General features: G+C 68.2%; 24 protein-coding genes and 3 pseudogenes. 12 read left to right on the top strand and 15 right to left on the bottom strand.

Annotated elements, in window-relative coordinates; genetic code table 11:
* Window positions 1–141: 141 nt before the first annotated feature.
* Window positions 142–2613, bottom strand: coding sequence for a SpoIIE family protein phosphatase (locus PV410_RS34405; RefSeq protein WP_500329803.1), 2472 nt, complete (start codon window positions 2611–2613; stop codon window positions 142–144).
* A gap of 596 nt (window positions 2614–3209) precedes the next feature.
* On the opposite strand from PV410_RS34405, the gene PV410_RS34400 reads away from it, so the two are divergent.
* Window positions 3210–3656, top strand: coding sequence for a winged helix-turn-helix transcriptional regulator (locus PV410_RS34400; protein WP_500329801.1), 447 nt, complete (start codon window positions 3210–3212; stop codon window positions 3654–3656).
* Between the two features lie 107 nt (window positions 3657–3763).
* Here the strand turns inward: PV410_RS34400 and PV410_RS34395 are convergent.
* A pseudogene (locus tag PV410_RS34395) lies at window positions 3764–4529 on the bottom strand (IS5 family transposase).
* Between the two features lie 103 nt (window positions 4530–4632).
* The gene (locus tag PV410_RS34390) at window positions 4633–4824 is read right to left on the bottom strand and encodes a hypothetical protein (RefSeq protein WP_500329799.1); all 192 of its coding nucleotides are present in this window, start codon (window positions 4822–4824) and stop codon (window positions 4633–4635) included.
* 760 nt (window positions 4825–5584) lie between these two features.
* On the opposite strand from PV410_RS34390, the gene PV410_RS34385 reads away from it, so the two are divergent.
* The gene (locus tag PV410_RS34385) at window positions 5585–7828 is read left to right on the top strand and encodes a M4 family metallopeptidase (protein WP_500329797.1); all 2244 of its coding nucleotides are present in this window, start codon (window positions 5585–5587) and stop codon (window positions 7826–7828) included.
* Between the two features lie 149 nt (window positions 7829–7977).
* Window positions 7978–10410, top strand: coding sequence for a helicase-associated domain-containing protein (locus PV410_RS34380; protein ID WP_500329795.1), 2433 nt, complete (start codon window positions 7978–7980; stop codon window positions 10408–10410).
* Between the two features lie 20 nt (window positions 10411–10430).
* Here the strand turns inward: PV410_RS34380 and PV410_RS34375 are convergent, their stop codons facing one another.
* A complete protein-coding gene (locus tag PV410_RS34375) occupies window positions 10431–10865 on the bottom strand; it encodes a ribosomal maturation YjgA family protein (protein ID WP_500329794.1) in 435 nt (144 codons plus the stop codon).
* A gap of 910 nt (window positions 10866–11775) precedes the next feature.
* On the opposite strand from PV410_RS34375, the pseudogene PV410_RS34370 reads away from it, so the two are divergent.
* Window positions 11776–12128: pseudogene (locus tag PV410_RS34370) on the top strand (AAA family ATPase); the annotation flags it as partial.
* Between the two features lie 11 nt (window positions 12129–12139).
* Here PV410_RS34370 and PV410_RS34365 read toward each other — a convergent pair.
* Window positions 12140–13003, bottom strand: a complete 864-nt coding sequence (locus PV410_RS34365) for an LLM class flavin-dependent oxidoreductase (protein WP_500329793.1) — start codon at window positions 13001–13003, stop codon at window positions 12140–12142.
* Between the two features lie 410 nt (window positions 13004–13413).
* Here PV410_RS34365 and PV410_RS34360 point away from each other — a divergent pair, with 410 nt between their 5' ends.
* On the top strand, window positions 13414–13818 hold the full coding sequence (locus PV410_RS34360) for a hypothetical protein (protein WP_500329791.1): 405 nt from the start codon (window positions 13414–13416) through the stop codon (window positions 13816–13818).
* 106 nt (window positions 13819–13924) lie between these two features.
* On the top strand, window positions 13925–14272 hold the full coding sequence (locus PV410_RS34355; protein WP_500329790.1) for a hypothetical protein: 348 nt from the start codon (window positions 13925–13927) through the stop codon (window positions 14270–14272).
* A gap of 284 nt (window positions 14273–14556) precedes the next feature.
* Here the strand turns inward: PV410_RS34355 and PV410_RS34350 are convergent, their stop codons facing one another.
* Window positions 14557–14745, bottom strand: coding sequence for an Imm53 family immunity protein (locus PV410_RS34350; protein ID WP_500329789.1), 189 nt, complete (start codon window positions 14743–14745; stop codon window positions 14557–14559).
* A gap of 65 nt (window positions 14746–14810) precedes the next feature.
* The gene (locus PV410_RS34345; protein ID WP_500329787.1) at window positions 14811–15371 is read right to left on the bottom strand and encodes a hypothetical protein; all 561 of its coding nucleotides are present in this window, start codon (window positions 15369–15371) and stop codon (window positions 14811–14813) included.
* A 317-nt stretch (window positions 15372–15688) separates the two neighbouring features.
* Here PV410_RS34345 and PV410_RS34340 point away from each other — a divergent pair, with 317 nt between their 5' ends.
* Entirely contained in the window at window positions 15689–16252 is a 564-nt protein-coding gene (locus PV410_RS34340; RefSeq protein WP_500329785.1) for a hypothetical protein, read from the top strand.
* Window positions 16253–17387: 1135 nt separating this feature from the next.
* On the opposite strand, the gene PV410_RS34335 is transcribed toward PV410_RS34340, so the two are convergent.
* Together PV410_RS34335 and PV410_RS34330 are read right to left on the bottom strand one after the other, a co-directional pair.
* Entirely contained in the window at window positions 17388–17720 is a 333-nt protein-coding gene (locus PV410_RS34335; protein ID WP_500329783.1) for a hypothetical protein, read from the bottom strand.
* A gap of 180 nt (window positions 17721–17900) precedes the next feature.
* Window positions 17901–18545 (bottom strand): putative DNA-mimic protein, encoded by a 645-nt coding sequence (locus tag PV410_RS34330; protein ID WP_500329782.1) that lies wholly within the window; start codon window positions 18543–18545, stop codon window positions 17901–17903.
* A 398-nt stretch (window positions 18546–18943) separates the two neighbouring features.
* Here PV410_RS34330 and PV410_RS34325 point away from each other — a divergent pair.
* From PV410_RS34325 to PV410_RS34315, 3 genes and pseudogenes are all read left to right on the top strand, one after another.
* Window positions 18944–19180, top strand: a pseudogene (locus PV410_RS34325) (helix-turn-helix domain-containing protein); the annotation flags it as partial.
* On the top strand, window positions 19158–19328 hold the full coding sequence (locus tag PV410_RS34320) for a hypothetical protein (RefSeq protein WP_500329843.1): 171 nt from the start codon (window positions 19158–19160) through the stop codon (window positions 19326–19328). The pseudogene PV410_RS34325 and the gene PV410_RS34320, both read left to right, overlap by 23 nt.
* Window positions 19329–19595: 267 nt before the next feature.
* Window positions 19596–20483 carry an LLM class flavin-dependent oxidoreductase gene (locus PV410_RS34315; RefSeq protein WP_500329780.1) on the top strand — a complete coding sequence of 296 codons (888 nt, stop codon included), beginning with the start codon at window positions 19596–19598 and terminating at the stop codon, window positions 20481–20483.
* A 33-nt stretch (window positions 20484–20516) separates the two neighbouring features.
* On the opposite strand, the gene PV410_RS34310 is transcribed toward PV410_RS34315, so the two are convergent.
* Both PV410_RS34310 and PV410_RS34305 read right to left on the bottom strand, forming a co-directional pair.
* Window positions 20517–20978: a hypothetical protein gene (locus PV410_RS34310; protein WP_499511630.1), complete on the bottom strand. Its 462-nt coding sequence runs from the start codon at window positions 20976–20978 to the stop codon at window positions 20517–20519.
* An 11-nt stretch (window positions 20979–20989) separates the two neighbouring features.
* Window positions 20990–21460 (bottom strand): NUDIX hydrolase, encoded by a 471-nt coding sequence (locus PV410_RS34305; RefSeq protein ID WP_500329778.1) that lies wholly within the window; start codon window positions 21458–21460, stop codon window positions 20990–20992.
* 87 nt (window positions 21461–21547) lie between these two features.
* On the opposite strand from PV410_RS34305, the gene PV410_RS34300 reads away from it, so the two are divergent.
* Window positions 21548–22108 (top strand): HD domain-containing protein, encoded by a 561-nt coding sequence (locus PV410_RS34300; protein ID WP_500329777.1) that lies wholly within the window; start codon window positions 21548–21550, stop codon window positions 22106–22108.
* On the opposite strand, the gene PV410_RS34295 is transcribed toward PV410_RS34300, so the two are convergent.
* The 4 genes from PV410_RS34295 to PV410_RS34280 all read right to left on the bottom strand — a co-directional run bounded on the left by PV410_RS34295 (window position 22096) and on the right by PV410_RS34280 (window position 24384).
* Entirely contained in the window at window positions 22096–22566 is a 471-nt protein-coding gene (locus PV410_RS34295; RefSeq protein WP_500329776.1) for an NUDIX hydrolase, read from the bottom strand. The two genes, PV410_RS34300 and PV410_RS34295, sit on opposite strands and share 13 nt — an antisense overlap.
* 31 nt (window positions 22567–22597) lie before the next feature.
* Entirely contained in the window at window positions 22598–22912 is a 315-nt protein-coding gene (locus PV410_RS34290) for a hypothetical protein (protein WP_500329774.1), read from the bottom strand.
* Window positions 22913–22945: 33 nt separating this feature from the next.
* A complete protein-coding gene (locus tag PV410_RS34285) occupies window positions 22946–23074 on the bottom strand; it encodes a hypothetical protein (protein ID WP_500329772.1) in 129 nt (42 codons plus the stop codon).
* A gap of 383 nt (window positions 23075–23457) precedes the next feature.
* A complete protein-coding gene (locus PV410_RS34280) occupies window positions 23458–24384 on the bottom strand; it encodes a hypothetical protein (RefSeq protein ID WP_500329770.1) in 927 nt (308 codons plus the stop codon).
* Between the two features lie 158 nt (window positions 24385–24542).
* Here PV410_RS34280 and PV410_RS34275 point away from each other — a divergent pair, with 158 nt between their 5' ends.
* Window positions 24543–24617, top strand: a complete 75-nt coding sequence (locus tag PV410_RS34275; protein ID WP_500329840.1) for a DUF6233 domain-containing protein — start codon at window positions 24543–24545, stop codon at window positions 24615–24617.
* The last annotated feature ends 653 nt before the right edge of the window (window positions 24618–25270 follow it).

The following is a 25270-nucleotide window of genomic DNA, read 5'->3' as shown; positions in this document are numbered from 1 at the left end:
GACTGAACCCATATCCTGCATTTCTCGCAAGGACAGTGCCATGAGTCCGGTGCTGCCTTTTGTGTTCGCGCTGCGGCGAAGTGGCTATGGGCCGTGGCCGGCCCGGTCGACGCGATGGGAGCCGTGCTGCCGGACGTGATGTCACGGGCTGGTTGTCAGTGGCTGTTCGGCCCAGATGAGTTTCCCGTCGGGTGCGTTGCGGGTTCCCCACCGGCGGGACAGGTGGGCGACGAGGGCGAGGCCGCGGCCGTTTTCGTCGGTGGTCTGGGGGTGGCGCAGCCGTGGGTGGTTGTTGCTGGTGTCGTACACCTCGCAGGTCAGCGCCCCGTGCCGGATGAGGCGCAGGCCGATCGTGCCCTGGCTGTGCCGGATGGCGTTGGTGACCAGCTCGCTGACGATCAGTTCCGTGGACTGGGCGAGGCGGTCCAGTCCCCACTGGGCCAGTTGCCGGGTGACCAGGGCCCGGGCGCGGCTGACGAACGCCGGTTCGGCCGGGAGCTGCCACGAAGCGATCTGGTCCGGGCCAAGTGAGCGGGTCCGGGCGAGGAGCAGGGTGACGTCGTCGCTCGGCGCCCTGGCCGGCAGTGTCTCCACCACCGACGAGCCGAGCTCGTCCAGCGTGAGGCCCCGCCGGCTCAGGATCGTAGCCAGGCGATCCATCCCGATGTCGATGTCCTGGTTGCGATCCTCGATCAGGCCGTCGGTGTAGAAGGCGAGCGTTGTGTTCTCGGGCAACTGAACCGTCACGGACTCGAAGGGGACCAGTCCGAGGCCGAGCGGTGCGCCGGCAGGCAGATCGGCGAAGGTGACGCCACCGTGCGGATCGATGATCGCGGGAGGCGGGTGCCCGGCCTGCGCCATCGTGCAGCATCGGGTGGCCGGGTCGTAGACGGCGTACAGGCAGGTGGCGGTCATGGTCGTGTTAGCCGGGTCATCTGGGTCGGCATCCGCCTCGGTGAGGCGGAGGACCTGCTCGTCGAGGCGGCTCAGGAGTTCATCGGGGGGCATGTCCATATCGGCCAGGGTGCGTACCGCAGTGCGGAGCTGACCCATGGTTGCCGCTGCTTTGATGCCGTGTCCGACCACGTCTCCGACGACCAGGGCGACCCGGGCGCCGGGCAGTTGGATCACGTCGAACCAGTCACCCCCCACACCGTGGTGGTCGTCGGCCGGCAGGTAGCGCGAGGCCACGTCAGCGGCCGCACCGCCCGCCGCATGGTGGGGGAGCAGGTGACGTTGCAGAGCGAGGGCTGCGGAGCGTTCACGCGCGTACTGGCGGGCGTTGTCCAGGGACAGTGCGGCCCGGCTGACCAGTTCCTCGGCCAGGAGCAGGTCGTCCTCCTCGAACGGCGCACGGTCGCCAGTTCGTACGAACGCCGCCACACCCAGCACGGCACCCCGGGCGTGGATCGGGACGACGATCAATGAGTGTGCCGTGCAGTCGTGGATCGCCGCCCGTGCCGCATCGTGGTGATCCACCCACGTGCCGGGCGAAGTGTCCAGGATCGGTTCGAAGTGGGACTTCCCCGAGCGCAGGACGCTGATGTTTGGCGACGTCGGCGGGACAATGACCGCCTCTGCCCGCGCGGCCAGGGCCTGCGAGGTCTCCGGGTGGATCGTGGCCAAGCCCGCGCGGCGGAACGCGGGGGTGCGACCACCCTTGAGGCCGAGGCGTGCCAGGGGCTCCTCGCCGAGGGGAACCGACTCCGCCAGGTCGACGGTGGCGTGGTCCGCGAGGAGAGGCACCGCGAGATCGGCGAGTTCCTGTCCGGTCTGCATCACGTCCAGGGTAGTTCCGATCCGCTTGCCGGCCTCGCCGAGGATCGCCAGACGCTCTTGCGCCCGCCGGCTGTCGGTGGCGTCCACGCTCACGGCGCACACGCCCAAGGCGCGGCCCTGCGCGTCGTCGAGGCGGAAGAACGACGCCGTCAGCGTGTGTCGCCTGGCTGCTTGCGCCGGCAGGAACGTCCGGTATTCCACGTTGAGTGCCGGGACGCCGCTGTGCAGCACCTGGCGCATCAGTGCCTCAAGTTGTGCGGCTTCGGTGCCGGGAGCCGCCTCCGGCAGTCTGCGGCCCAGCCGTCGCGGCATGGGGATGCCGTCCTTGAGGCCCTGGGTGTCGTTCACCCACGTGCAGCGCAGTTCGGTGTCGCGTATGACGACCCCGACCGGCAGACGGCTGGGGAGATTCAGTGTTCCCGGGAGCGACTCCAGCACCGTTCGGTCCGCCGCCCAGGCGGGGGGCGTGCCCTTGCCGCCTGCCGACACGACCCACTGGGCCTGGCCGTTGTGTCCGGACAGCGACTGCACGCACAGGCGTACGTCGATCCTGCGGCCGTCGCGGTGGCGGACCTTGACGAAGCCGGACCGACCGCGGGCTGCGCCCGGCTCGAAGAACGCCGATGCCTTCGCTCGGTCCTCGCTGTCCACCAGGAGGGTCGCCGCGGGGCAGCCCACCACGTCCGCCGGTGGGTATCCAACGAGCTGCTCGGCGGCCCGCGTCCATCCGACCACCCTCTTATTCGCATCCAGCAGGGCTATCGCCGTGCCGGTGCCGGCGGCTTCAGCGGCCGTCCGGACTGTGGTGAACGGCGTTCCGGTGGAGCTGCTCATCGATCATCCTCTCTCTGTGCGACCTGTTGGGCTGCGCCGGGCCCCTGGCAGGCCTTGCGGCGAAAGCACCCGTCCAGAGCGGCAGAAGGCACGCCCTGTTTCCGGCTGGCTCGTGGCGGGTGATCGTCTGTCGGTCGGGCTGGGGGCAGGGCCGCTCACGACTTCAACGTTAGCGGTTGGATTTATATACGCAAGTCAGGGTAGATCGGATTAGATGCGATTGCTTCCTATTTGTAGAGATATGGGGGGTTTCGTGAACTTCGGTCGCGGGCGGTTCTGGGTGTGTCGGCGGAGGGAGGCGGGGCGGGCGGCCCCAGGTGCCGACTCCGGCGAGGGGTGCGGGGTGTGAAGGGTGAGGCATGCGAGGTCTGCGCTATGGCGTGGGGCTCCCTGGAAGCCGTCGACGGTCAGGATTGCGGCAGGGGTGGGCTCGCACGCCTGCTGCATTCGCGCCGTTGCGTGTGGAGGTCTTCGTGCAGCGCGGGGTCTGGATTGCAATACGAGATCCAGGAGAGTATTGTCCGAAATGCTCCAGTCGGGGACGTGTATTGCGCGGGAGGTGGACAGTGTCAACCCAAGGGGAGGGGTCAAGCCCCATGAACAACGAGCCGGCCTGCTCCATCGAGCGCAGCCTGCAGATTCTCGGCGAGCGCTGGACGTTTCTGGTGCTCCGCGAGATCCTCACCGGGAAACATAAATTCGCGGAGATCCAGTCGTCCCTAGGCATCGCAACCAACCTGCTCAGCGCCCGGCTCAAGCTTCTCGTCGAGAGCGGCGTGCTGTGTACGCAGGCATATCGGGAACCGGGCAGCAGGCCTCGGCAGAGCTACCACCTGACTGAGGCGGGGCGAGACCTGCGGGTGGTGCTATCAGCGCTCCAGCAGTGGGGCGACCACCACCGCCCGCGCCCCTCGGGCCCCTCCGCGCTGCGACGGACGCGCTCCACCAGCCGCCCCGTCCACGTGGGCTTCCTCGACGACGACGGTCACGAGGTGCCCGCCACCGAAGTGGTCACCATCACGGATACGGCGGCCAGGACCTGACCCCAGTGCCGTGACCGCGTAGCCTCACTGGGTTGGGCATGGCAGGTCGCCACCAACGCCTGCACTGCAGCAGCCACCGGGACGGCGTCAGTGAGCTGTTTCCCACCTCAGTTTGAGCAGGTCAGGTGCAGGGTGAGGACGGCCTGGACGAGGCTGGTTACGCGGGTGGTGCTGCAGCGGAGCTTGCGTAGGAGTCGCCAGGCTTTGAGAGTGGCCATGGCCCGCTCGACGAGCGCGCGGATCTTCGCGTGTGAGCGGTTGACGGCCTGCTGACCTGTGGAGAGCGTTTCCCAGCGACCCCAGTAGGGCAGCCGTGTGGTGCCGCCGGCGCCCCGGTAGCCCTTGTCGGCCCAGCACTCCACGCCGGCTTCTTCCAGGGCGTCGATGATGCCGTGGCTGCGGGCGGCCTTGTTGTCGTGGACCGCGCCGGGTAGCGCGGGCGAGGCCCACAGCAGTCGCCCCGCCGGATCGGTGATCACCTGCACGTTCATGCCGTGCTTCTTGTGTTTCCCGGAGTAGAAGGGCCGGTCGGCTGCGATCCGGTCGATCGGCAGCAGCGTGCCGTCCAGGATCACGAATGCCTTGGTGGGAGGCGGTATTCATCGCATCGGTGAGAGTGGGTGCGAGGGTTGCCAGGACGTCGATGGCCTCGGCGATGTACCGGTAGGCGGTGGTGGTGCCTACGCCGAACCCGGCGGCCAGCTGGGCGTAGGTATGGCCGGAACGCAGGTGCGCGAGAACCAGCAGGGCCTGGCGGCCCACGCTCACGCGACGCCAACGTGTTCCGCGTTCCTGGCGGCGGGCCCGCAGGAGAGCGGACAGGTAGCGCAGGGTCGAGGTGGACACATCGACGCCGGACGAGTCGACAAGCACGCGGAAGCTCCTGTGGACAGGCGATCTTGGTCGTGAACCCGTCTACCAGGAGCTTCTTCACGTCCAGACACCACCCCTCCAGCCCAACTACCCACGCACTCCATCAGGTTGGAAAAGGCTCAGTGACGATGTGGATCGTCCGACCGCCGTGGAGCGGGTACGCGAGACCCGGCCGGCCCGGCCGTCCGGCGGTGGGCATGACGCGGAGCGTGTGGGCGGGGAAGACGATGTCCACGACCGCGCGCAGGTAGAACGGCCACTGCGTCGGCCGGGCGGGACGAGGTGCGACGGGCACAAGGGTCTCCTCTGAAAGAGACCCCCTTACCTGCCGGGCAGGGAGATCTGCGGGCCGCGGGCGCGGCGGGATCAAGCAGGCCAAGTGCCGTGCACCTGACCGGCAGTGATGCTCGCACAGCGCCCGGTGCGACGTCCAGAGCGCGCGGCGGGGGTGTCGCGCCGAGTGTGCGGCAGGGTCGTCCGGCGGCCAAATTGGCCGGAAACCGTCCCGTCCTCACGTGGCGCGAGGTGACGTGCCCACGATGCGGGCCCAGGCGTCGGCGCGGCGGTGCGAGGCAACCGGCTCCGGGGGCTTGCCCTTGCGGCCGGGGACCGCCACCGGTCCGGAGGGGTGCGAGTGGGCAGCTGTCGGTGTCCGGCTGACCTGCGACGGCGGGAGCTTCGTGCACCGACGGTGCCTTCGCGGGGCGGGCCCCGCGGCAGGCGGCAGTCGACGTCCGGAGCGGGCTGCCGAGCAGCGCCGAGTACCTCCCGCGAGGTCGAACAGACCAGATGGGCCGCCGCTTTGTGACACCCCAGCGAGCCTCTCTCCGGAATCCGGACAATGATCTCCGCACTCGTGACAGGGGGACCGGCCGCTGCAAGCATCTGGGGCTGTGTTCGGGCCACTTCAGGGGGCGAGGGCGGCTCCGACGCAGCCACGTCCTCACCCGCCCCCGCATCGCCCCCACTCACAAGGAGTCCCAGGAGTGACGAGCACCTTCCGCGCCACCCGGTCCACGCCATCCGCAGCCCGGTCGTCAGGGCGCAGACGCGCCGTGGCGACCGCGACCGTCACCATGGCCACGCTCATCGCGTCCGTCCTGCCCCTCGCCTCGGCGGGCGCACAGGAGAGCCCGCAGGGGACCGCGGCGTCCTCCGTGCCCGGAGCGCGGACGGTCCCGCTCACCGCTGCGCAGCGCGGGCAGATACTCAAGGCCGCCGCCGCGACGAGCGCCGGTACGGCCGAGTCGCTGAAGCTGGGCGACGAGGAGCAGCTGATACCGAGGGACGTCGTCAAGGACGCCGACGGCACCGTCCACACGCGGTACGAGCGGACTTTCGCCGGTCTCCCCGTCCTCGGCGGCGACCTGGTGGTGCACGAGCGGGCCGGCGCCCGGACGGTCACCAAGGCGTCCGGCGCGAAGCTCACGGTGCCGACGACCAAGCCGGCGCTCGCGGCGGCCAAGGCGCGGAAAGTGGCCCTGGACATCGCCGGCCGGGAGGAGACCCGCAAGGCCGCGGTGGACCGCGCGCCGCGCCTGGTGGTCTGGGCGTCGACCGGCGCACCGACCCTGGCCTGGGAGTCCGTCGTCACCGGCGTCCAGAAGGACGGCACCCCCAGCCGGCTCCAGGTGGTGACCGACGCGAAGACCGGCAAGCCGCTCGCGAGCGTCGAGCAGGTCCACGCGGGTACGGGTACCGGCCAGCACAACGGCAGCGTGCAGATCGGCTCCGTCCGCAACGGTGACGTCTTCGAGCTGGTGGACGCCGCACGCGGCAACCACGAGACGTACGACTACGACACCCGGCAGGTCATGACGGACGACGACGACGTCTGGGGCGACGGCACGCCGGCCGACCTCCAGACGGCCGCCGTGGACGCCGCCTACGGCGCCCAGCAGACCTGGGACTTCTTCCACTCCCGCTACGGCCGCGAGGGCATCGCGGACGACGGCGTCGGAGCGCGCTCCTACGTCCACGTCGGCGACGGGTACGTCAACGCGTACTGGGACGAAGAGTGCTTCTGCATGAACTACGGTGACGGCGAGGACAACCAGCGGCCGCTGACGGCCCTGGACATCGCCGGCCACGAGATGACGCACGGCATCACCTCGGCCACCGCGGACCTGATCTACAGCGGAGAGTCCGGCGGACTGAACGAGGCCACCAGCGACATCATGGGCACCGCGGTGGAGTTCTTCACCAACAGCCCCAAGGACGTGCCGGACTACCTGATCGCCGAGAAGGTCGACGTCTACGGCACCGGCGTACCGCTGCGCTACATGGACCAGCCGTCCAAGGACGACGTGGGCTACGGCGGGTCGCAGGACTATTGGACCACCGGCACCAAGTACCTGGACCCGCACCAGAGCTCGGGCCCTGCGAACCACTTCTTCTACCTGCTCTCCGAGGGCAGCGGCAAGAAGACGATCAACGGCGTTAGCTACGACAGCCCGACCTTCGACGGCAAGGCGGTCTCCGGCATCGGCCGCGAGTCGGCCACCGACATCTGGTACCGCGCCTTGACCGTCTACATGACCAGCACCACGGACTTCGCCGGTGCGCGCACTGCCACGCTCCAGGCCGCCGCCGACCTCTACGGGATGGGCAGCAAGAAGTACGAGGCGGTCGGCAGCGCCTGGGCCGCGGTCAAGGTCGGGTACCGCTTCGTCGACCACCTCGCGATCGACAGCACCAACCCGCGGCGGACGGCGACCGGCCAGCAGGTCACCTGGCAGATCCAGGCACAGAGCTCCCGCCCCGGCCCCCTCACCTACTCCGCCAAGGGCCTCCCTCGCGGCATGTCCATCAACGCCAGGACCGGCCTTGTCTCCGGGACTCCGGTGAAGGGCGGCGAGTACCGGCCCGCGATCACCGTCAAGGACGCGGCGGGCAACTGCCGCACGGTCCGCTACCAGTGGACCGTCCTGGCCTCCGGCGGCGACGTCTTCGTCAACCCGAACCGGTACGACATCCCCAACTGGGCGGTGATCGAGAGCCCGGTCACCGTCAGCGGCCGCAACGGCAACGCCCCGGCCGACCTCAAGGTGACCGTCGACCTCTACGCCGTCCACGTCGGCTTCTACGTCATCGACCTGGTCAGCGAGGACGGCCGGGTGATCCCGGTCAAGGGCTGGTCGCAGGGCCCCGTCGCGATCCCCGAACTGCACCAGACGTTCACCGTCGACGCCTCCACCGTCCCGGCCAACGGCACCTGGAAGCTCCGGGTCAGGGACAACACCCCCGGCAACTTCATCGTCCTTCCCGGCTACCTCGACACCTGGAGCCTGGGCTTCTGACCAGCCTCCTTGCGGGGCGCGGCCCCACGGCACGGCGGCATGCCGTGTCGTGAGGCCGCACCTTGCTCCCGCCGGTACGGCGCCTCCGAGGCGAAGTGCATCGCGAGAGGGGTGCCATCGGGGGACTCGGACTGTTCTAGGCTCAGGGGGTGCATGCACGTACTGCCCTGGAACAGTGGCTCGCCGGGCTCTCCGCCGAGCCCCTGACCGCCCTGCTGGAAGAGCGCGAACTGCCGCGTGCCGCGGGCTATGCGCCGGTCACCACGTTCCGGCAACTGGCGGAGCACCTCCTCACCGACGACTCCGTGGAGCGCGCCGTCGCTGCGGGGACAGGGGGCGAGGCGCAGTTGCTGGCGTGCGTGGCGGCCCGGGCCCTGGAGACGTACGGGCCGGTGCCCGCGGCCGAGCAGCACGCGTACGGCTGGCGCCCGGCGCCGCCGCCGGTGGACCCCTACACCCGGCTGGTGCCCGAGGCGGACGTGCTGGACTGGCTGGAGCAGGGCGGCACGCCACGTGAGAGGACGGCGGAAGCGCTGCAACGGCTGCGGGAGCGGGCGCTGGTGCTCCCCGCGCCGCGCGGCCGGTTGGCGCTGCCGTCTTTGCTGCACACGTCGGCGGCCCGGATGGACGGCTACGGCAGGCCGGCCGACCTGCTGTTCACACAGGCGTACAACGCGCCGGAGATCAAACGGATCGCCGCCGCCCTCGGGATCGAGCAGCGCACCCGCGCGGACGCACAGGCGGCGGTCGGCGCACTGCTCGCGGACCCCGGCCGGGTGCGGGAGCTGGTGGCCACCGCCCCGGCGGCGGCTCACGAACTGCTCGACCACATGCTGCAGGGACCCCCGCTCCTGCGCACGCACTGCTTCGTGTCCCGGTACGGCGACTACGCGGGACCCGACCGCAAGTACACGTTCCGGGAGGGCGGCAGCGGGGACGAGGGCACCGACTGGCTCGCCGAACACGGCATGGTGGTGCCGGTCGGGCCGGATCTGGTGGAACTGCCGTACGAGGTCGGTCACGCACTGCGCGGGGATCAGCCCGCGCCCACGCCGAGCCTGGACCCGGAACCGCTGACGTGCGTCACCCGGCTGCCCCCGGACTGGGCGGCCCAGGGCGCGGTGGCGGCGGGAGCCGCCGCATGGCGGGCGGAACTGGTGCTGCGGGAACTGGCCGCGCGACCGGTGGCGGTGCGCAAGGCCGGCGGGATCGCGGTGCGCGACACCAGGAGACTGGCCAAGGCGGCCGGGACGAGCGAGGCACACACCCGGCTGTGGCTGGACCTGGCGGTGAACGCGGGCCTTGCCGCTCCTCAGGCCGAGAAGGCGGAACCCGCCCCTCGCGGCCGGGGGCGCCGACGTCCCGCCACTCCGCCGCAACCGGCGCGGCTGCTGCCCAGCGAGCGCTACGACGCCTGGGCCGCGGCCACGCCCGCCGGGAAGCTGCTGCCGTTGACGGCCGCCTGGGCCGTGGTCCCGGAGGTGTTCACGTACTGGCCCGACGAGGGCGAGACCCCGGTCGCGCTGATCAGCCCCCAGGACCCGTACGCGGCGCCACTGCGGCACGGCGTGCTCCAGGCGCTGGCCACGTTGCCGGACGGGTACGGGCTGACCGCCGGGGGAGAGGGACGCGACGAACTACTGGAGTGCGCCGTCTGGTTCCGGCCGGTGCTGATCGCGCCCTACGAGGACGAGGACCTGGAAGGGCGCCTCGAGGCCACGTTGGCGGAGGCGGAGCTGCTCGGCCTGGTGACCCACGGCGCGCTCACCGAAGTCGGCCGCGCGGTCGCCGGCCTCCTGGACGCCGGGGCCGCCCGCCACTACCCGGCTGTGCCCGGCGCGGACGCCGACCCGGCGGCCGAGGGTGCCGACCGGCTGGGGGAGGGCCTGGCCGAGCGCCCGGCCCTGGCCAAGGCGGTGGCGGCGCTGCGCGAGGCCCTGCGCTCGCTGCTGCCGCCGCCGAGCACCACGGCCCGGTTCCAGGCCGACTCCACGGCCACCGTCACCGGCACCCCCGCGCCCGATCTGGCGGCGCTGCTGTCGGCGGTCGGCGACATCGAGTCCGAGGGGCACGCCGTGGTCTGGCGCATCACACCCGCCTCCCTGCGCCGGGCCTTCGACGCGGGATGGGACGCCGACGGCATCCTCGAACGCCTCACCGCCGTATGCCGGCCGGGAACGGAACTGCCGCAACCGCTGACGTACACGGTCAAGGACGTCGCCCGCAGCCATGGGCGGCTGCGGGTGGTGCGTTCGGCGTGCTGCATCCGCTCCGACGACACGACGCTGATCGCGGAGGTCGCGCAGACGCGCGGCCTCGCCAAGCTGGGCCTGCGACGGATCGCGCCGACGGTGCTGATCTCCACGGCGCCCCCGGATGAGACCCTCGCCGCCCTGCGCACGGCGGGCTACGCCCCGGCCCTGGAGGCGGAGACGGGCACGACGGTCCTGGAACGCGTACCCGAGGAGCGGTCCCGCTCCCTGGTCCCCACCCTCGACCAGGCACACCCGCAGTACGGGGAGCCCGTCCGCGGAGTGCCCTCCTCCGCCCGGGAGATGGCGCTACGGCTCGCCGCGCGCTGAACCGGGGTGGTGGGATTAGGTCAGCGGTGCCCCGTACGCCGGCGTGCCAGGAAGGAGCACACCGCGGTGTGGATGAGCCAGCCCGCCGCCGCGCCGAAGGCGTACCAGAGCAGGTCCGGCGGATTGAAGGTGGAGCCGAGCACGAGACGGGCGACGAGGCTGCGTTGGGCGAGCTCCGCGGGCACGTCGCTGAGCTGCAGGAACTCGATCACCCAACTGGCGGCCAGGGCGCTTCCGGCCGCCGTCAGGGGCCTCACCCGGGGCGCCACCAGAACGGCGAGGGTGACGAGCAGGACGGTGTAGAGCGCGTCTCCGCCGTACTTGGCCACGCTCCCCTCCGCCACGGCCCGGAGCCCCAGCCCTGCACCGACGGTGATCACCGCGGCCGCGGCTGCCGTCAGACGGGTCCGGACCGGGTCTGCGGCACGGCGGTGGGGTCCGATTTCGCGGGTCACGGAGCCATTCTGTCGGACGTCCGACGGACGTCCGACGGACGCCCGTCGGGCGCAGCGGGCGTGGCCGCTGCGCCGACTCGTGCTTTCCGGCGCCTACCGGTCCTTCGGTGAGATGAAGGAACGGACGAGCCGGCGGATCAGCTCCGCCGCTATCAGGGCCGGCAGTGTCGGTGCCGCGAAGTGGACGTCGATCCGGATACGCGAGGCGAACGCGATTCCCAGGACCAATGCGACCAGGACGACAACGACCGCTGTGGGTATACGGATACCGCGACTTCTCTGTTGGGGTTCTTCGGTGGACGAATGATCTGTGTGCGTGTCATGCGGCACGCCGGGGGACCTCCCATGCTCGTTGCCACTCGCTCGGCCCCGGGGATGTCACCGTGGGTTGCAGCCCGGCGGTGAGGGGCCTCCATGGGCAGAGTGGAGCCCACGCCGGGGATCGGTCCACCCGGTATCCTGAATTGATTTCGCGCGTGACGGCAGCGTGGGCGAAATCCGGACAACCACGCCTCGCGGCTTTCCGTGCGGTCGGCCCGTACTGCCAGGTCAGGGCTCCGGCCGGCTGCAGGATGAGCATTTTGCGGCCATTCTTGGAACCGTATCGCACCGCAAAGGTATTGCCTTTGCTTTGCCGACCTGCTGCCATTGTCCTTGAGACCACGACGAAATCCGGTTCACCGGATCTTATCCCGTGAGGCACCCGGGCCGGGTGTCCCTGGGGTATAGGTGGTCTGTTTGGCTGACCCCGGCCGTTGCCACTCGCACCAGGGGACAGGGCCGGGTTCTGTTGCAGCGGAGTCGGCCCGATCGTGCCGACGCCGCGCACGCGTCGAGCAGCGTGCGCGCGCCGGTGGCCTCAAGCCCCATTCCTGCGCGGCGCGGCCTCCTGAACTCCGCCATGGCCGCGCCGGTACGGGCGGCCCTGGCCCGCCGGGCGGTGGTCGTCGGCGCGGCGTCGACCGGCACCACCACCATGGCCCGCGCCCTGGCCGAGCGCTACCGGGCGCGCGGAGGGGCGTGGGAGGCGACGCGATGGGTGCCCGAGTGCGGGCGCACGTACAGTGAGGAGAAGTACGCGCGCCCGCTGACGATCCGCCCCGACGCCACATTCGACGAAGTCACCTGGCCGACGACGCCGGCGTGCCCTTCGAGGACGACGGGCTGCGCGACGGGGAGCACCTGCGCTCCGGGATGACCGGCCGCTTCCGCGCCGAACTCACCTGTCACGGCCTGCCGCACGTGGTGCTCACCGGCGCACCCCGAACGGCTGATTAGACCACCGGCGGCCCCGCCTCAATGCGGCGCAGCACCGGGGGCAGACGATCCAGGTCGGGGCCGGTCTGGACCTGTCGCTCGTCCCACCAGGTGGCGCCCGCGTCGTGCAGCGGACCGATCACGTCCTTGGCCCTGGCCGCGTCCGGGGGCGTGGCACCGCCGAGCACGAATTCGAAGGGGTGTTCGGCCCCGGCCGTACGCTGCTTGCGCACGTAGCCGACCAGCTCCCGTACCTCCGCCGCATCCGGCACATGGCCATGCCGGGCAGTCTCGAACAGCGGCACCGCGCCGTCCCACCGCGCTGCCCGCCGCATGGGCGGGCGACGCGGCCAGAACCCGCCGATCCACACCGGAGGACCGGGCCGCTGCACGGTGGCGGGCAGCAGGGTGACGTCCCGGACTTCATAGTGCCGGCCGTGGTGGGTTACCGGCTCGCCGGACCAGAGGCGCCTCAACAGCTCCAGTCCCTCGTCCAGCCGCTCGGCGAGGAGATGCGGCTCGGCGGCGTCGCCGAAACTGCGGTATTCGTCCTCGATGGGACCGCCCAGACCCGCGGCGAAGATCACCCGGCCGCCGCTGAGGTGCTCCAGGGTGGCCACTTGGCGGGCAAGTTGCTGCGGACGGTAACGAGGGACCGGCGTCAACAGGGTGCCCAGCCGGATCCGGGAGGTCGCCAACGCGGCCGCGGTCAGCAGCATCCAAGGGTCCCCGAAGGGACGCCCCTGGTGCTGCCGGTGCAGTACGTGGTCCCAGACGAAGAGACCGTCCCAGCCGGCCTGTTCGGCGGCAGCCGCCACGGTCGCGACGTTACGGGGGTCGGCGAAGTCACCGAAGTTGGGGATGTTGATCGAGAAACGCATCCCAGCAGGATGCGCAGCCGGCCGCGACGGGGCAATCGGATTCCGATCCAGGCGGCTTTACGGCAGGCCGCCGGCGGACGCAGGACCACGCCGCTCCATCGGGAGACAGCAGATGCGCATCCTGGCCAAGGCGCGCCGATCGTGCCCCAGTGATCGGCGGATGTGCCCGAGCGCTAAGAAGGCGCCCCGCTCGTTCGCCCGCAGTAGGCGGCTGGCCTGCACAGTCGCGTGGTCTGACGGAGCCTTGCTTGCCGACTCCAACACGCATTCGACAAGCTGTCTCGGGCCTGGAATGGCGCTCAGTGGGTCTGCCAAGTGCGCCTCTTGGGCGGTGAGCCGGCGTTGGCTCGCCTCCTGCCGGGCCCCGTCGGCCCGTTACGATCGCGGCTCACCGCAGACGAGGAGGTGCCGTGAACGGAGAGCATGCCGCCGAGCAGGGCGAGGTCACGCTCGAGCCATACGCGCGCGCAGCCCGTGGTTGCACGGCCGCCCTCGTATTCGCCATTGCCGTACTCGTGGTGTTGTTCAGCTTCCTGGGGACCATCGAGATGGAGTCGTTTCCCGGGCTGCGGGACAACCTGGCGCCGCTGGCCGTGTACGTGCTGGGGTTCGCAGCCTTGGTGGCCGTCGGCGGACTGGCGCTCTCCGGATGGCGGTCCTACGGCGGACGGGCTGCTGTCGCCTGCCTCGGCGTCCTCATGGCACTGCGGATGTGGACGCTCGCGCCCATGCTGCACTGCTGGTCGTACAACAGCGTGGGGCGCAATGACGACGGCTCGTACAACTGCGTGAACCGGGGTGACTTGCTTCCCTGAAGCCTCAGAACGCCCGAGGGGCTATCGCTCTGGTCAGCTGCGGACTCCAGGTGTCACTGCCGGTCAACGCCCAGGCTTCCGGACTCGTAGCGGTTGACCTCGACTCTTGCCATGCGTTGGGGCTGAAGAGGAGGAGTACGACGCGCCCGAACTCCTCGTCGGCTGGGGGCTGACTACGGAGGCCGACCTGCTGTGCTGGCGCGCGGACACACCGGACCCCAACGAGTGGACCACGGTAATCTGGCACCGGCAGTGGGCAGCCCCCGGGTGCTGGGCCGCCTTCGACTTCGGGATGGTCGATCTTCTCTGCCGCTACGCAGCCCGCGACCTGCCCGAGCACTGGACCTTCGAACTCCCCTATACAGGGGCACGGTTCCTCCACGGTCGCGACGCCAGCCGGTTCATGGACCTGGGCATCGATCCCTGGGATGCCGAAGCCCCTGTGGAGTCATAGCGGGACCGTGCGTCGGCTGAGGCGCTTGACGTCGTCGCCGACATCTGCCTTGTAAGTTCGATTCGCCCGTTGTGCCTGCTCTAGTCAGCGGCAACCGGCGAGGTGTGTCGCCTCCATCACGGAGTGTTGGGATGCATAGTCATCTGCCGCCGTTGATGTCAGGCTTGGATGTCAGTGGTCAGCGCCCAGTCCCGGAACAGGGTTAGAACCTCCGCGAGGTTCTCCGGTCCGCAGGCAGCCTGGAATGCGTGCTGTGAGAGCGCCATGTCTCAACCCAAACATCGTCACTGCGCGCGATGCTCTGTTTCGAGTAGCTGCGGCCTTCGAGGACCTTCCCACTGATCTCGATCCGGACAGTCCACCCTAGGTTCGAGCGTTTCGATCTTGATTCCCCACTGGTGTTCCCAATCCCCATCACAGTGGGCGAAGTAGCACTCTTGGAGCCAAGTAAGGATGTCTGCCGATTCGCTCACATGCCAAGGCTACGGGCTGTCCCGTACTGATCAGGGGTTCGCCTTCCCACGCGAGGAGTGGCCGGTCAGCCGACCGGACTTGCGTCGCGTGGGAGCTTTTTAATGCACGCGTCCTCGTCCGCCGTCAGGGTGATCGCGCCGTCGTTATGGAGGTTCAGGTAGCCCACGACGATGGTCCAGCCGCGCTGTTTGAGGACCACGATGGCCTCGTAGGTCACCCCGGTGATGTACTTGCGCTTCTCCGGCTTCCGGGCCTGCCGCCAGCCGCGTTCGCGCAGCTCACGCACCACCGCCTCCCAGCGGGGGACGTCGAGCGGGGTGCTCTTGGTACCGAGGCCCTTAAAACCGATGCCGCACACTTGTAGCGTGCCCGCCTCGGCGTCCTCGTACATACCGGCGTATTCCGGTACGTTCGCCGGAAGGCCGGCGTCCGCCGCCGAGGTGTCGAGGTCCGCCCGCACGACCTCCTTCGTGAGCGGTCCGGTGCTCGCAGGTCGAGGCTGAGGCGACGCCGTCACAGGGGCCGCGGACACCCCGGTGTCGGCGTCGCTGGTGCCGCAACCCGCGGCTCCGAGCGCCATGACCGCTACCGCCACGGCGGCCCACATCATCCTGCGCACAGCCATACCCTCCCAGGTCGGGGGCTGCGCGCCCCCGTGATCAAGGGAGGAGTATGCCACGCGGTTTTGACAGAGCGACACGATTATGTGGCAGATCAATTGCGGGACAAGCCTTACCCGGGTAATCGGAGCCTTGAGCTTGGGAATCACCAGTCTCGGGGACCCCGATCCGTCTCTGACCTGCCCAAAGAAGCCGTCGATAGCGCCGCTTGGGGGCTCGTCGGGGCCTTGATTGACCGCAGTTGACCGCCCGGCCGGGCACGCTTCGGGCACGGTCGGGGCCCAAATCTTCGCTCACGAACCTCGCCTGGCACACTGCCTGGGTGTCCAACTCGTACGCTGCCCCGATTCTTCGGACCGGAGACCTTGCTGAAGCGCTCCGTGTGGTCCACGACCTCCTTGAGCTCGCTGATACCGGCGGGATGACGGTGGACTTCGAAACCATTGCTCACTCAGCTGAGGACCTGGCGAGCATCCTTAACGTTGCGCCCGGTGCAGAGTGGTACGCGTATGGAATTGGCCGGGCGGTCCGCTCAGGCAAGGGCGAATTGGTGGCAGCCGACCACTTGCCGGTGTACCTCACCGACTGGTGCCGGTCGACGAGCGAAGTAGAAGTCTTGCTGGACGCGTCAGGCAGAGCGCCGGCCATCGCGCGTTGGGACTTCTCGGCATGGCCGGCGGCACCTGAGGTAGGTCTGGGCCGGTGCGGGGACCGCGGGGCATACGTGACTTTGACCGTCAACGCCCATGACCTGTACTTGGACGAGCCTGGCGTCCTGCACACGGTGTTCGTGCACGTCAAAAAGTTCGAGGCGGAGCGCGCGCGGTGGCTGGCGAGGCAGGTTGGCCAGCGGATGATCGGCCCGCTGATCATGGCGCCTGTCTGACTGTTCCTCCTTGAGCGGCCTACTGGATGCACCCAGCGGACGATGTAGTCAATGTCGAGCAGCAGACGCGGCAGTGCGTCATCGGAGGCCCCTGGCTGCACGCACATACCGTGGATGGTGACGTCGTGCCACCCCATCTCGTCGAAGTCGGCGTCGGTCCAGATGTTCTTCGTCAGACCGGATTCCGGGTGAGTGCCTAGCTCATGCATTGCGGCATCCAATCAGAGCCGGCGAGCGCGAACGCCAGGCAGATTCCAGCGATAGCACTCTGACAGCAGCAGCCTGGGCGTGGACGCCCGAGGCGCTGAGGGCCCCGACCGGGCCCAGGCCGCGAAAACGCCCCCGATCGGCGCGATAAGCGCAGGTCGGGGCGTGATCTCGATCCTTACTTCTTCTTGCCCTGGGTCTTGCGACCGATCACGCTGACCTGCATTTCCACAGGTCACGGGCCTATGCCACAGTCCCGGAGTGGTCGTCATTGGTCATCATTGGGTGCCACCGGTTGTCCTCGCACGGCCCAGAGACGGCCCAGAGATGGTGCTCGACGCGCGGGCGACATCCGCTCTAGGAGTTCGATCGCGGTCTCATTCCGCCTGCAGAAACCCGCAGTCATCAGCGACATCAGGTCGTCCGGCATCCGGTGCGATCCGTCGCCGTACGGATACGTTGATGTCGCCCGTCGATGTCAGCCCTTGCCATCGTGCTCGCGCTCCCGCGCTCGCCGGCGCTTGGGCAGAGGGTGTATACGCTCCCAGAGCGCAAGGGCCGCGAGGATCAATCCCAGCAGCAGGACGACGGCAGACAAGATCCTCCACAGTCCGTGTCCAGTCATCGAGTTCCGGGCAAACCATGCCAGGCTGAGAAGCCACATGAGCGCGCCGCCGACTCTGCGCAAGCCCGAATGCATCGGTCGATCTCTTCTCACTCGGAACTGCGGAGCCTGTCAGCTCGGGGAGCATACTCCTGCGGAGCGACGTCGCCGTCAGACGGCCCTTGGGAAGCTGGCCTCTTCGTCCCGAAGCAATGGGCGCGCCTGCGTGACCTGCGGCCGGACCACCAGCGACCTGCGTGAACTGTCCGCGAGCGTCCGTGGTTGTGCGCCCCAGTACGGGGCCGTTGTAGCGCAGTTAGACACTCAGCTGTGGCGCGCTTCCCGTTCGGACAGGAACTTGTCGAGCAGTTCGAAGAGCACCTGGAGGACGTGGTCTTCCTGTTCCGTTGTGACCTCCCACCCGCCCTTCCATCCCGGGAAGGCGATCTGCCAGATCTGGGCTTCCCATATCAGATTGCTTCCGACCTGATAGTGCGACGCTAGCCATTCGCGCCATCCGTCCAAGCCACGCCCGCCATGCCGACGCGCGGCCTGGTCGTAGCCCACGATGAAGGCCATCACCGAGTGCACGGACTTCGGCGAAACGAACATGCCTGGTCGCCTCGCGAGGTGGCCGAAGTACTCACGCTCGCTCATGTCTGTCGGCTTAGTCACACGGAGATTATGGTCCCCAGTTTGGAAGACTGAGGCTGCGGACCCTGCCTCACCTGGGCGGACGCTGAGCTGCGGCAACGCTGCCGCGTCACCGCTGTTTCCCGTGGCTCCCCGTTCGGCACTGCCTCACCTGGCACGGCTATGGCACGCCCGATCCCCGGCTCAGACAAAGGCGATGGCGGCTCCGGTCGCGATCGAGAGTTTCGCGGCCTGGAGAAGTTGCAGGCAGACATACGATTCGACGCCGTAACGTTGCCATCCCTCGGTGGCCGGCTCTTCGGCATCGGCGACTTCGAAGACCTCTTCGGAGTGCGGATCGAGGTCTTCAGGAAGACCGAGGGCTTCAGCGAGCCGACGGGTTTCCGCCAGCAGTCGCACCGAGGAGCCGAGGTAGCCGCCCGGCGCCTTCTTGTCGACGATGACGTGGGAGAAGTCGACGGGGACGTAGTAGCCCTCGCAGTCCGAATGATGGATCAGATGGTCGAACGGTCCAGGAGGATCACCTGGGAGGGCCTCATAGAACTTGTTCAGGAGCGGGTCGTCACTCGCACGCTGGGCTTGATCCAACGGCTCGGGAAGACATCCGGCCGCCGCAAGATGGACGGCAAGACGACGAACGGTGTGCAAGCCCGAGTAGCCCCACATCTCGAACTCTGCGTCCTCTGCCACAACCGGATCAGGCTCGGTCCACTGTCGCGCCCCCGAACGCTCCAGTAGCTCGCCGATTACAGCAAAGTCAGCGCGGACCATCTCGGCGTAGTCGTCCTCGGCATCAACGAGCACACCGACCATAATGTTCAAACCCATGGCCCGATCTTGCCAGTGGCGATCGGACGACCGCACCCGGCTTTGCTGCCCCCCAGGACGGCTACCTCCCAGTCGGGACGCAGGGCTGACGCGCGGAGACCAGCGGGCAGGCAGGAGCCAGCCCGATCCGCGGCCAGTGTAAGGCCCCCCTGGCCATGCTCGGAGGCAGGAGCGTGGGCGCGGCCGGACGCGGGCCGCGCGCCCGGCGGAGCGTGAGCGACGCCGGGTGTCTTGATGAAGTAGAGAAACTCTTACCGCGCTAGGGTCTGTCTTGAGTGTCCTGTCTCGGTTGATGGTTGACAGTGTGGCTTCACCTGATGCTTGACACCGCTTGCCTCGGCTTTGCTGTACGCGTCTGATTCGGCGCGCGCGGGAGGGCCGGGGCCGTGCTGGTGGAGTTGAGCGTGGTCGAGCAGCGGTATCACGCGGTCATGGAAGTGGCCGCCGGCGCCCCGGTGGTCGAGGTCGCGGCACGTTACGGGGTCTCCCGGCAGTCCGTGCATGCCTGGGTGCGCAAGTACGAGCAGACCGGCCTTTCAGGGTTGGCGGACCGTTCGCACCGCCCGGCGTCGTGTCCGCACCGGATCCCGTCCGCGGTGGAAGCGCTGGTGTGTGACCTGCGGCGGGCGCATCCGGGCCCGCCAGGTCGTCACCGCCCACCTCGACGACACCGTCATCCAGGTCTTCCACGGCAACGACCTGATCACCACCGTCCCCCGCACCACCACCAAGGGAGTAGTCGTCCGCAAATCCGGGGAGTGCAACAAACGAAAAATCATCTAGCCCAAACGTCAAGCATCACCCGACGCCAAAACGTCCAGCATCAACCGAGACCCGACAAGGGTCTGTCTTGAGTTGTGATCGAGTCCCGGTGGTGGGACCCCGGTCCGGAACGACGTTGGTGTGACGCATGCGCACCACCAACGCCCTACGACCTGCAGCGACGCATTGCTGAACGAGACAGCCCTGCGTGACAAGCCGGTTCGGTCACGCCGACTTTCCCTGCGCGGCCCAGGCCTCGCTCTTGCGAACCTGGTTGACTGTCCACCCATGAGGATTGGTGTGACGCTGCCGATGTCCAAGTCGGACGGACAGGGTCGGATGCCAGGCTGGCCGGACGTGTGCGCGCTGGCCCTGCACGCAGAATCCGCGGGGCTGGATTCAGTGTGGATCTGTGACCATCTCGTGAGCGAGCCGCCAGGTAACCCGCCAGAAGGCGTGTTGGAGGCATGGACCATCCTGTCCGCGTTGGCCGCGTCCACCCGGCGGGTGACGGTGGGCACGCTGGTGACCTGCAGTTCGTTTCGGCATCCGGCGCTGCTGGCGAAGATGGCAGCAACGGTCGACGGGATCAGCGGTGGACGCCTTGTGCTGGGGCTCGGCGCCGGATTCCCTGGCCTGGAGTACGAGGCGTACGGCTTCCCGAACGATCACCGTCTCGCGCGCTTCGAGGAGACCTTGGAGATCGTCGGTGGGCTGCTGCGTGGCGCCGTCGTCACCACGCCCGGTCAGTTCTACCGTTTGCGGAACGCGTTGCTGATGCCATCGCCCGACCGACGAATTCCACTGCTTGTCGCCGGAGACGGCCCACGCCTGCTGCGGTTGACCGCACGTCACGCCCAGGCCTGGAACACCGCCTGGCATGGCGCGCCCGACGACCGGCTGCGTGCACGGCTTGCCGCGATGGAGAGGGCGCTGGCCGACGAGGACCGGGAAGTGGGCTCGCTACACGTAACGGTGGGCGTGTCCGTAGCGGATCCCGACCACCCGGGAGTGGACGACAACGACAGCGCGTTCGCCGGCACACCCGACGATCTGGCCCGCATCATCGATGAATACGCCCTGCTCGGCGTCGATGAGCTGATCATCGCACTGACGCCCAAGACCGGGCGATCAGTGGACCGGTTGGTCCGTGCGCTCACCCTGCGGACAAGCTGAGATGTCGCCACCGGCGTCCGGTCGGAACAGTCCCTAGTGTCTCAGTGTCGCGAGGCTGCCTCGGTTGATCGCGATATGCGTGGCGAGGTCGTCCAGTGAGCACTCGATCTGAGCGTTCGCGATCGGCTTGAAGTCCGTGATGTCTGGCGCTGTCGCGCGGTAGTCCGAGGGGTCGATGCCCCATGCCTCGATGAGGCTCCAGCCGGCCTGGACGACTGCGGCATGCCCGTCTGTGGAGGAGACGCGAAGCCATGCTGTGCACTGGTCCGAGAAGTCGTAGGGCAGGTAGGCCGTGCCGCCTGCGCCCTTGAGCTCGTTGACCTGCTCTATCCACTGCTCTAGCAGGCGTGTCAGATTCGCGCCGAGGTGCCGCGACTTCAGCGTCAGGTAGTACGAGTCGCAGGTGTGACGGTGACCTCCGATGTGCAACCGAAGATCGTTGTGCCAGTGCTTTCCGGGCAAGTGCTCGAACCAGAGAGCAATCGAGGTCGGCATGAGGGAAGTCCCTAACGGGAGTTGGCGGCCAAGTGCCGTCCGTCGTGACTGCGGACATGGGGCCCGTTGCCGTCCAGTGCGTCGAGAAGCCGGACCGCGAAGACCTCGGACATGCGCTCTGCGACCTCGTCGGGCGTGAGCCAGTCGACGGCCGTGGACTCGTCCGAGGTGCGCTCGGTGCCGCCGGAGGGCTTGCAACGGAAGACCAGGGCAACGATGCCGCGGGCGGTGTTCTTGTAGACCCCGGTCAGCTTGTCCACCTCGACGTGGATGCCGGTCTCTTCCCGGACCTCGCGCCTGACGCCGTCCTCGGGTGCATCGTCCAGTTCCAGGACACCGCCCGGGAGCTCCCAAGCCCTGTTGTCGGCACGGCGGATCGCCAGGAGCCGGCCGTCCTCGCGCACCACGGCTCCGGCCACAGATACCGAGTGCAGTGGTGTCGTTGACGCTGATACCTGGGATGTACTCACCTGCTGAAGCATAGAGGGGCGAGGTTCTACTGCACCTTGATCAACTCATGGAGCTCCAGGGCTGTCGGGTGTCCAAGGTGCTCAGCTACCGTGCGGTTCATGCCTTCTGCGCTGGACACGCCCCAGGGAGCGGCCGAACTGGCCGAGTCGTTGTTGCCGCCGCTTGGGAACCGATGGCTGCATACGCAGGCCGTTGCAGCGCGTGCCCGCGAGGTGTCCGCGGCTGTGCCGGCGGGTGAGCGTGATCTCCTCGTGGCTGCCGCGTGGCTGCACGACATTGGCTACGCCCCGGAGCTACGAGACACGGGCTTTCACCCGGTCGACGGTGCACGGCACCTGGAAGCTCTGGGCGCTCCTGGACGGCTCGTGCGCTTGGTCGCCCATCACTCCGGGGCCGTCTATGAAGCGGAGCAGCGCGGGTTGTCGGCGGAGCTGGCCGCGTATGAGCGGGAGGACTCCCTGTTGCTCGATGCGCTGATCTGCGCCGACATGACGACGGGTCCCGCGGGTCAATCCTTCGACTTCGAGCAGCGCATCGACGAGATTCTGGTCCGGTACGAGCCGGGTAGCGAAGTGCACACGGCGATCAGCAACGCGCGCGCGTACCTGCGGGCGGCTGTCGAGAGAACGCAGGCCCGTCTCGTCGATCAGCCGATGTAGGGCTCGGCGCGACTGGCCAATCCGTGGTGGATCCGCATCCGCATCGATGGGTGGATGTTCAGCTCGTCCAGCTTGCTCGGGTGGACGAACGCCACTTCTTTGCTCTCGCTGCTGGTGCGGAGCGCGCCGCCGGTGATGCGGGCGTGGAAGCAGATGGAGAACTGCTGCCGTACCTCGCCGTCGTCGTAGGCCATGACGTGCGCCGGGTTGGTGTAGATGCCGATCAAGCCGGTCACCGCGACATCGAACCCGGTTTCTTCCTTCGTCTCCCGCACCGCTGCGGCCGGCGCGGACTCCCCGACGTCGATGCCGCCACCTGGCAGAGCCCACAAGTTGTTGTCGGTCTTGTGGATGAGCAGGATCTCCCCGGCCTCGTTGAGGGCGACTGCTGTAACTGAGGGGACGATGCTGTTTGCCTTCGGGGCGTTCGGGTCGTTGAAGTAATCGACGCGGGCCATGCGTCCAGCGTCGCACATGCCTCGTTCGTGGTCAGGGGCGGTGTGCGGCTTCTCCGAGGTCCCTTCCGTCCAGGACCTCGATGTCGACGATGACGGTTCCTGTCGGGTCGAGGCTGAGCCAGATCCCCACTTCGTCGTCCTCCTCCAGTTCGCAGATGTAGGGGGTGGGCGAGCCTTGGGGGGACGTCAGGAGGTTGCGGCACGTGGCCGAGCAGGTGCATACGCCGTAGTACCGCAGCGTTGGGATCTGTTCGCTGAGAACCCCGCCATCCGGCTCAAGGAGGCGCAGGATGTCGGCGGCCAGCTCTGGGAACACGTCGGCGAACAGGGGCAGGTCGGCGGTCATCGGACGGCGGTCGTACCGCGCTCCCATGCGGAGTCAAAGCTGCGCATGTAGTGCGGGGGCTCCGAGGACGTGCGGGTTGACGAGGACGTCGTCGTCGAAGCGGTAGATGGAGTTGTAGAGGATCGTGTCGTGCGACCTGACCTCCACGCCTGGGGTGGTCATGGTCGGTTCGAGGTAACGGCGCGTGATCCGGGCTCGCGCGGCCAGGTCCCCGCCGATGCCCTGCTCGTCGCCGCGCTGGCGGACCGCTTCCGAGTCCGGGTCGCCCAGCAGTATCCGTACCTGCGCGCCGGCGGCGGCCTTCTGCGCCAGCTATTCCCGCCAGATCTGCCAGAATTTTGGCTGTTCGCGCGAGGCCCTTTGAGCTTGCTGTTTTGCCAGGTTGAGTCTCCAAACTGAAGTTCATAAGCCGTGACCAGGCGATGAGTTGCTGCTCGGTGCCATCAGACCAATGGGATATCCCTTCTGGCTTCAGCTTCAGATGTTCCCCCGAAGGATCTCCGATGACCCAGTAGCCTCCGGCTAGTTCTAGTGGTACCAGTTCTCTACGCATGGCCACCTGCCCTTTGCCACACTGCCACCGTGGCGGCCCAGTGTCCCTTGACGGCGTCAGACCGGCAGGCGTCACCAACTCGGCAAGGCGTTGGGGTTGAGACCGGTGGTCTAGGAGGGCGGGCCGTCGCTGCAACCGGACCTTGGTCGTCGATGGAGACCGCATCACCCCACGGCGATCCATCTTGTTCTGTCGGCCGGGGCGGACGAACGTCGGTAGGTCGCATGAGGTCTTCGTAGGGCTCGCCCCAGGCCTTGAGGCCGTCGATGGCGCAGAGCCGGTAGTACCGGGGGCGTTCGCAGGTCGTCAGCAGATCGCGGGCACGGATGGCCAGGTCAGGGCGGTGGCTTGCCAGAGCGGGGTGTTCAGAAAGGAAGATGGCTGTCATGAGGGCCGCCTGACGTACGGCCGGCTTGGCGTCGTCCAGGAAGGGGGTGACTGCCTGGAAGAACAGCGGCCGCAAAGTCCGTACCGCCTCGATCTCCGGTGAGACCTCGCCCCGCCTCCGTCGCTTGGCGTACAACTCGTCGTCGGTGTCGTAGACCAGCGACGCCAGCCATTCGAGCAGTTCCACACGGAGCAGGCTGCGCCGTTCCCCTCCGACTGGGTCGTCCCAGGAGTAGTAGGTCCCTTCAATCTCGGTACTTGGCTCGGGAAGGATCGCGGCAATGAACAACGCCGCGGGCACCGTGGCGGGGGAGACGCCGTTTGAGTGGCGCAGGCAATCGAGGTCCTTGTCCATGACGCGCGCGTGGACGACGGGATCGGTACCGCGCAGGGCCGCCAGCGAAGCGGGTACGTCGCCTGCTGGACCCCACAGGTGCTCCAGACTGGCCCAGTCGGTGTCGCGGAGGATCGCTTCCGGCTTGGGCAGAGATCGCATCACCGCAGTCGTGGTGTGCTCTGGTTCGCTCGTCACCGGGACATGCTACGGAGGGCCATCAGACGGGGTTCAGGCGCTTGCCATCGTGGCTCCGCACATGGGGAGCCTCGCCGTCGAGGGCTTCGAGCAGTCGGACCGCGAAGTCACGCGATCGTGCATCAGCCCCCCCCGTCAGCGGATCCAACGGGTAGGCGCTGGATGCGCTGCGGCAGCAGGTGCCGGCGTGCACGCACTGCCGGGCTGATACTGCGCTCGGCTTCACGAAGTAGGCGCAGGGCGGGCCGGGTGCCGCAGTCAAAGATGATCGCGTGGAGCCTCCTGTGAAATTTACCGAGAACCTATTGACTCGCGACACATTTTGTGAATGAGTGGTTATTAGGCCATAACACCGAAAAAGCCGCAAAGTCGATGAGGACGTCTAGTCGGCGGAGTGACTTGGACAGGATGTGGTTTAGGCCCCCAGCAAGCCGGCGCGATACCGAGGCGACAGTGACGACTGAGCTTCAGGACACGCGCAGTACTACTGGGGACTGTTTTACCGTCGGAGCCTTCGCGCGGGCCGAGCGCCGGTGCGAAGGCTCTGGTACGCCCACTCTCCCAGCGAAACCGATGAGCAGCAGGCCGTGACCCCTTCCTGCAGGCGAGACCTGCTCATCGACGATGTCGTGGCTTGTTGTGGAGGGCGCCGGCCGTCACGACCGGCACGCGGTCGTGACGGTGACGAGGCTGTGTTACCCGGGGCTCAGGTGCGGTTCGCCCGGCTCGCCTGCTCGGCTTGGGGGTGTGTCGGAGGTGGGCGCGGACACCGAGAGACAACGAGGGAGGGCGGGAGTCAGTCAGACTGGCTCCCGCCCTCTCGTGTCGGCATTCGCCCTGGTCAGCGGGTAAATCTAACGAGCGACCCGGCGAGTGCCCCCGGCAG

The organism is Streptomyces sp. PA03-5A (assembly GCF_033792725.1).
Taxonomy (GTDB): Bacteria; Actinomycetota; Actinomycetes; order Streptomycetales; family Streptomycetaceae; genus Actinacidiphila.
Note: the sequence above shows the minus strand (reverse complement) of the source record. Positions and strands in the feature narration are given on the sequence as shown.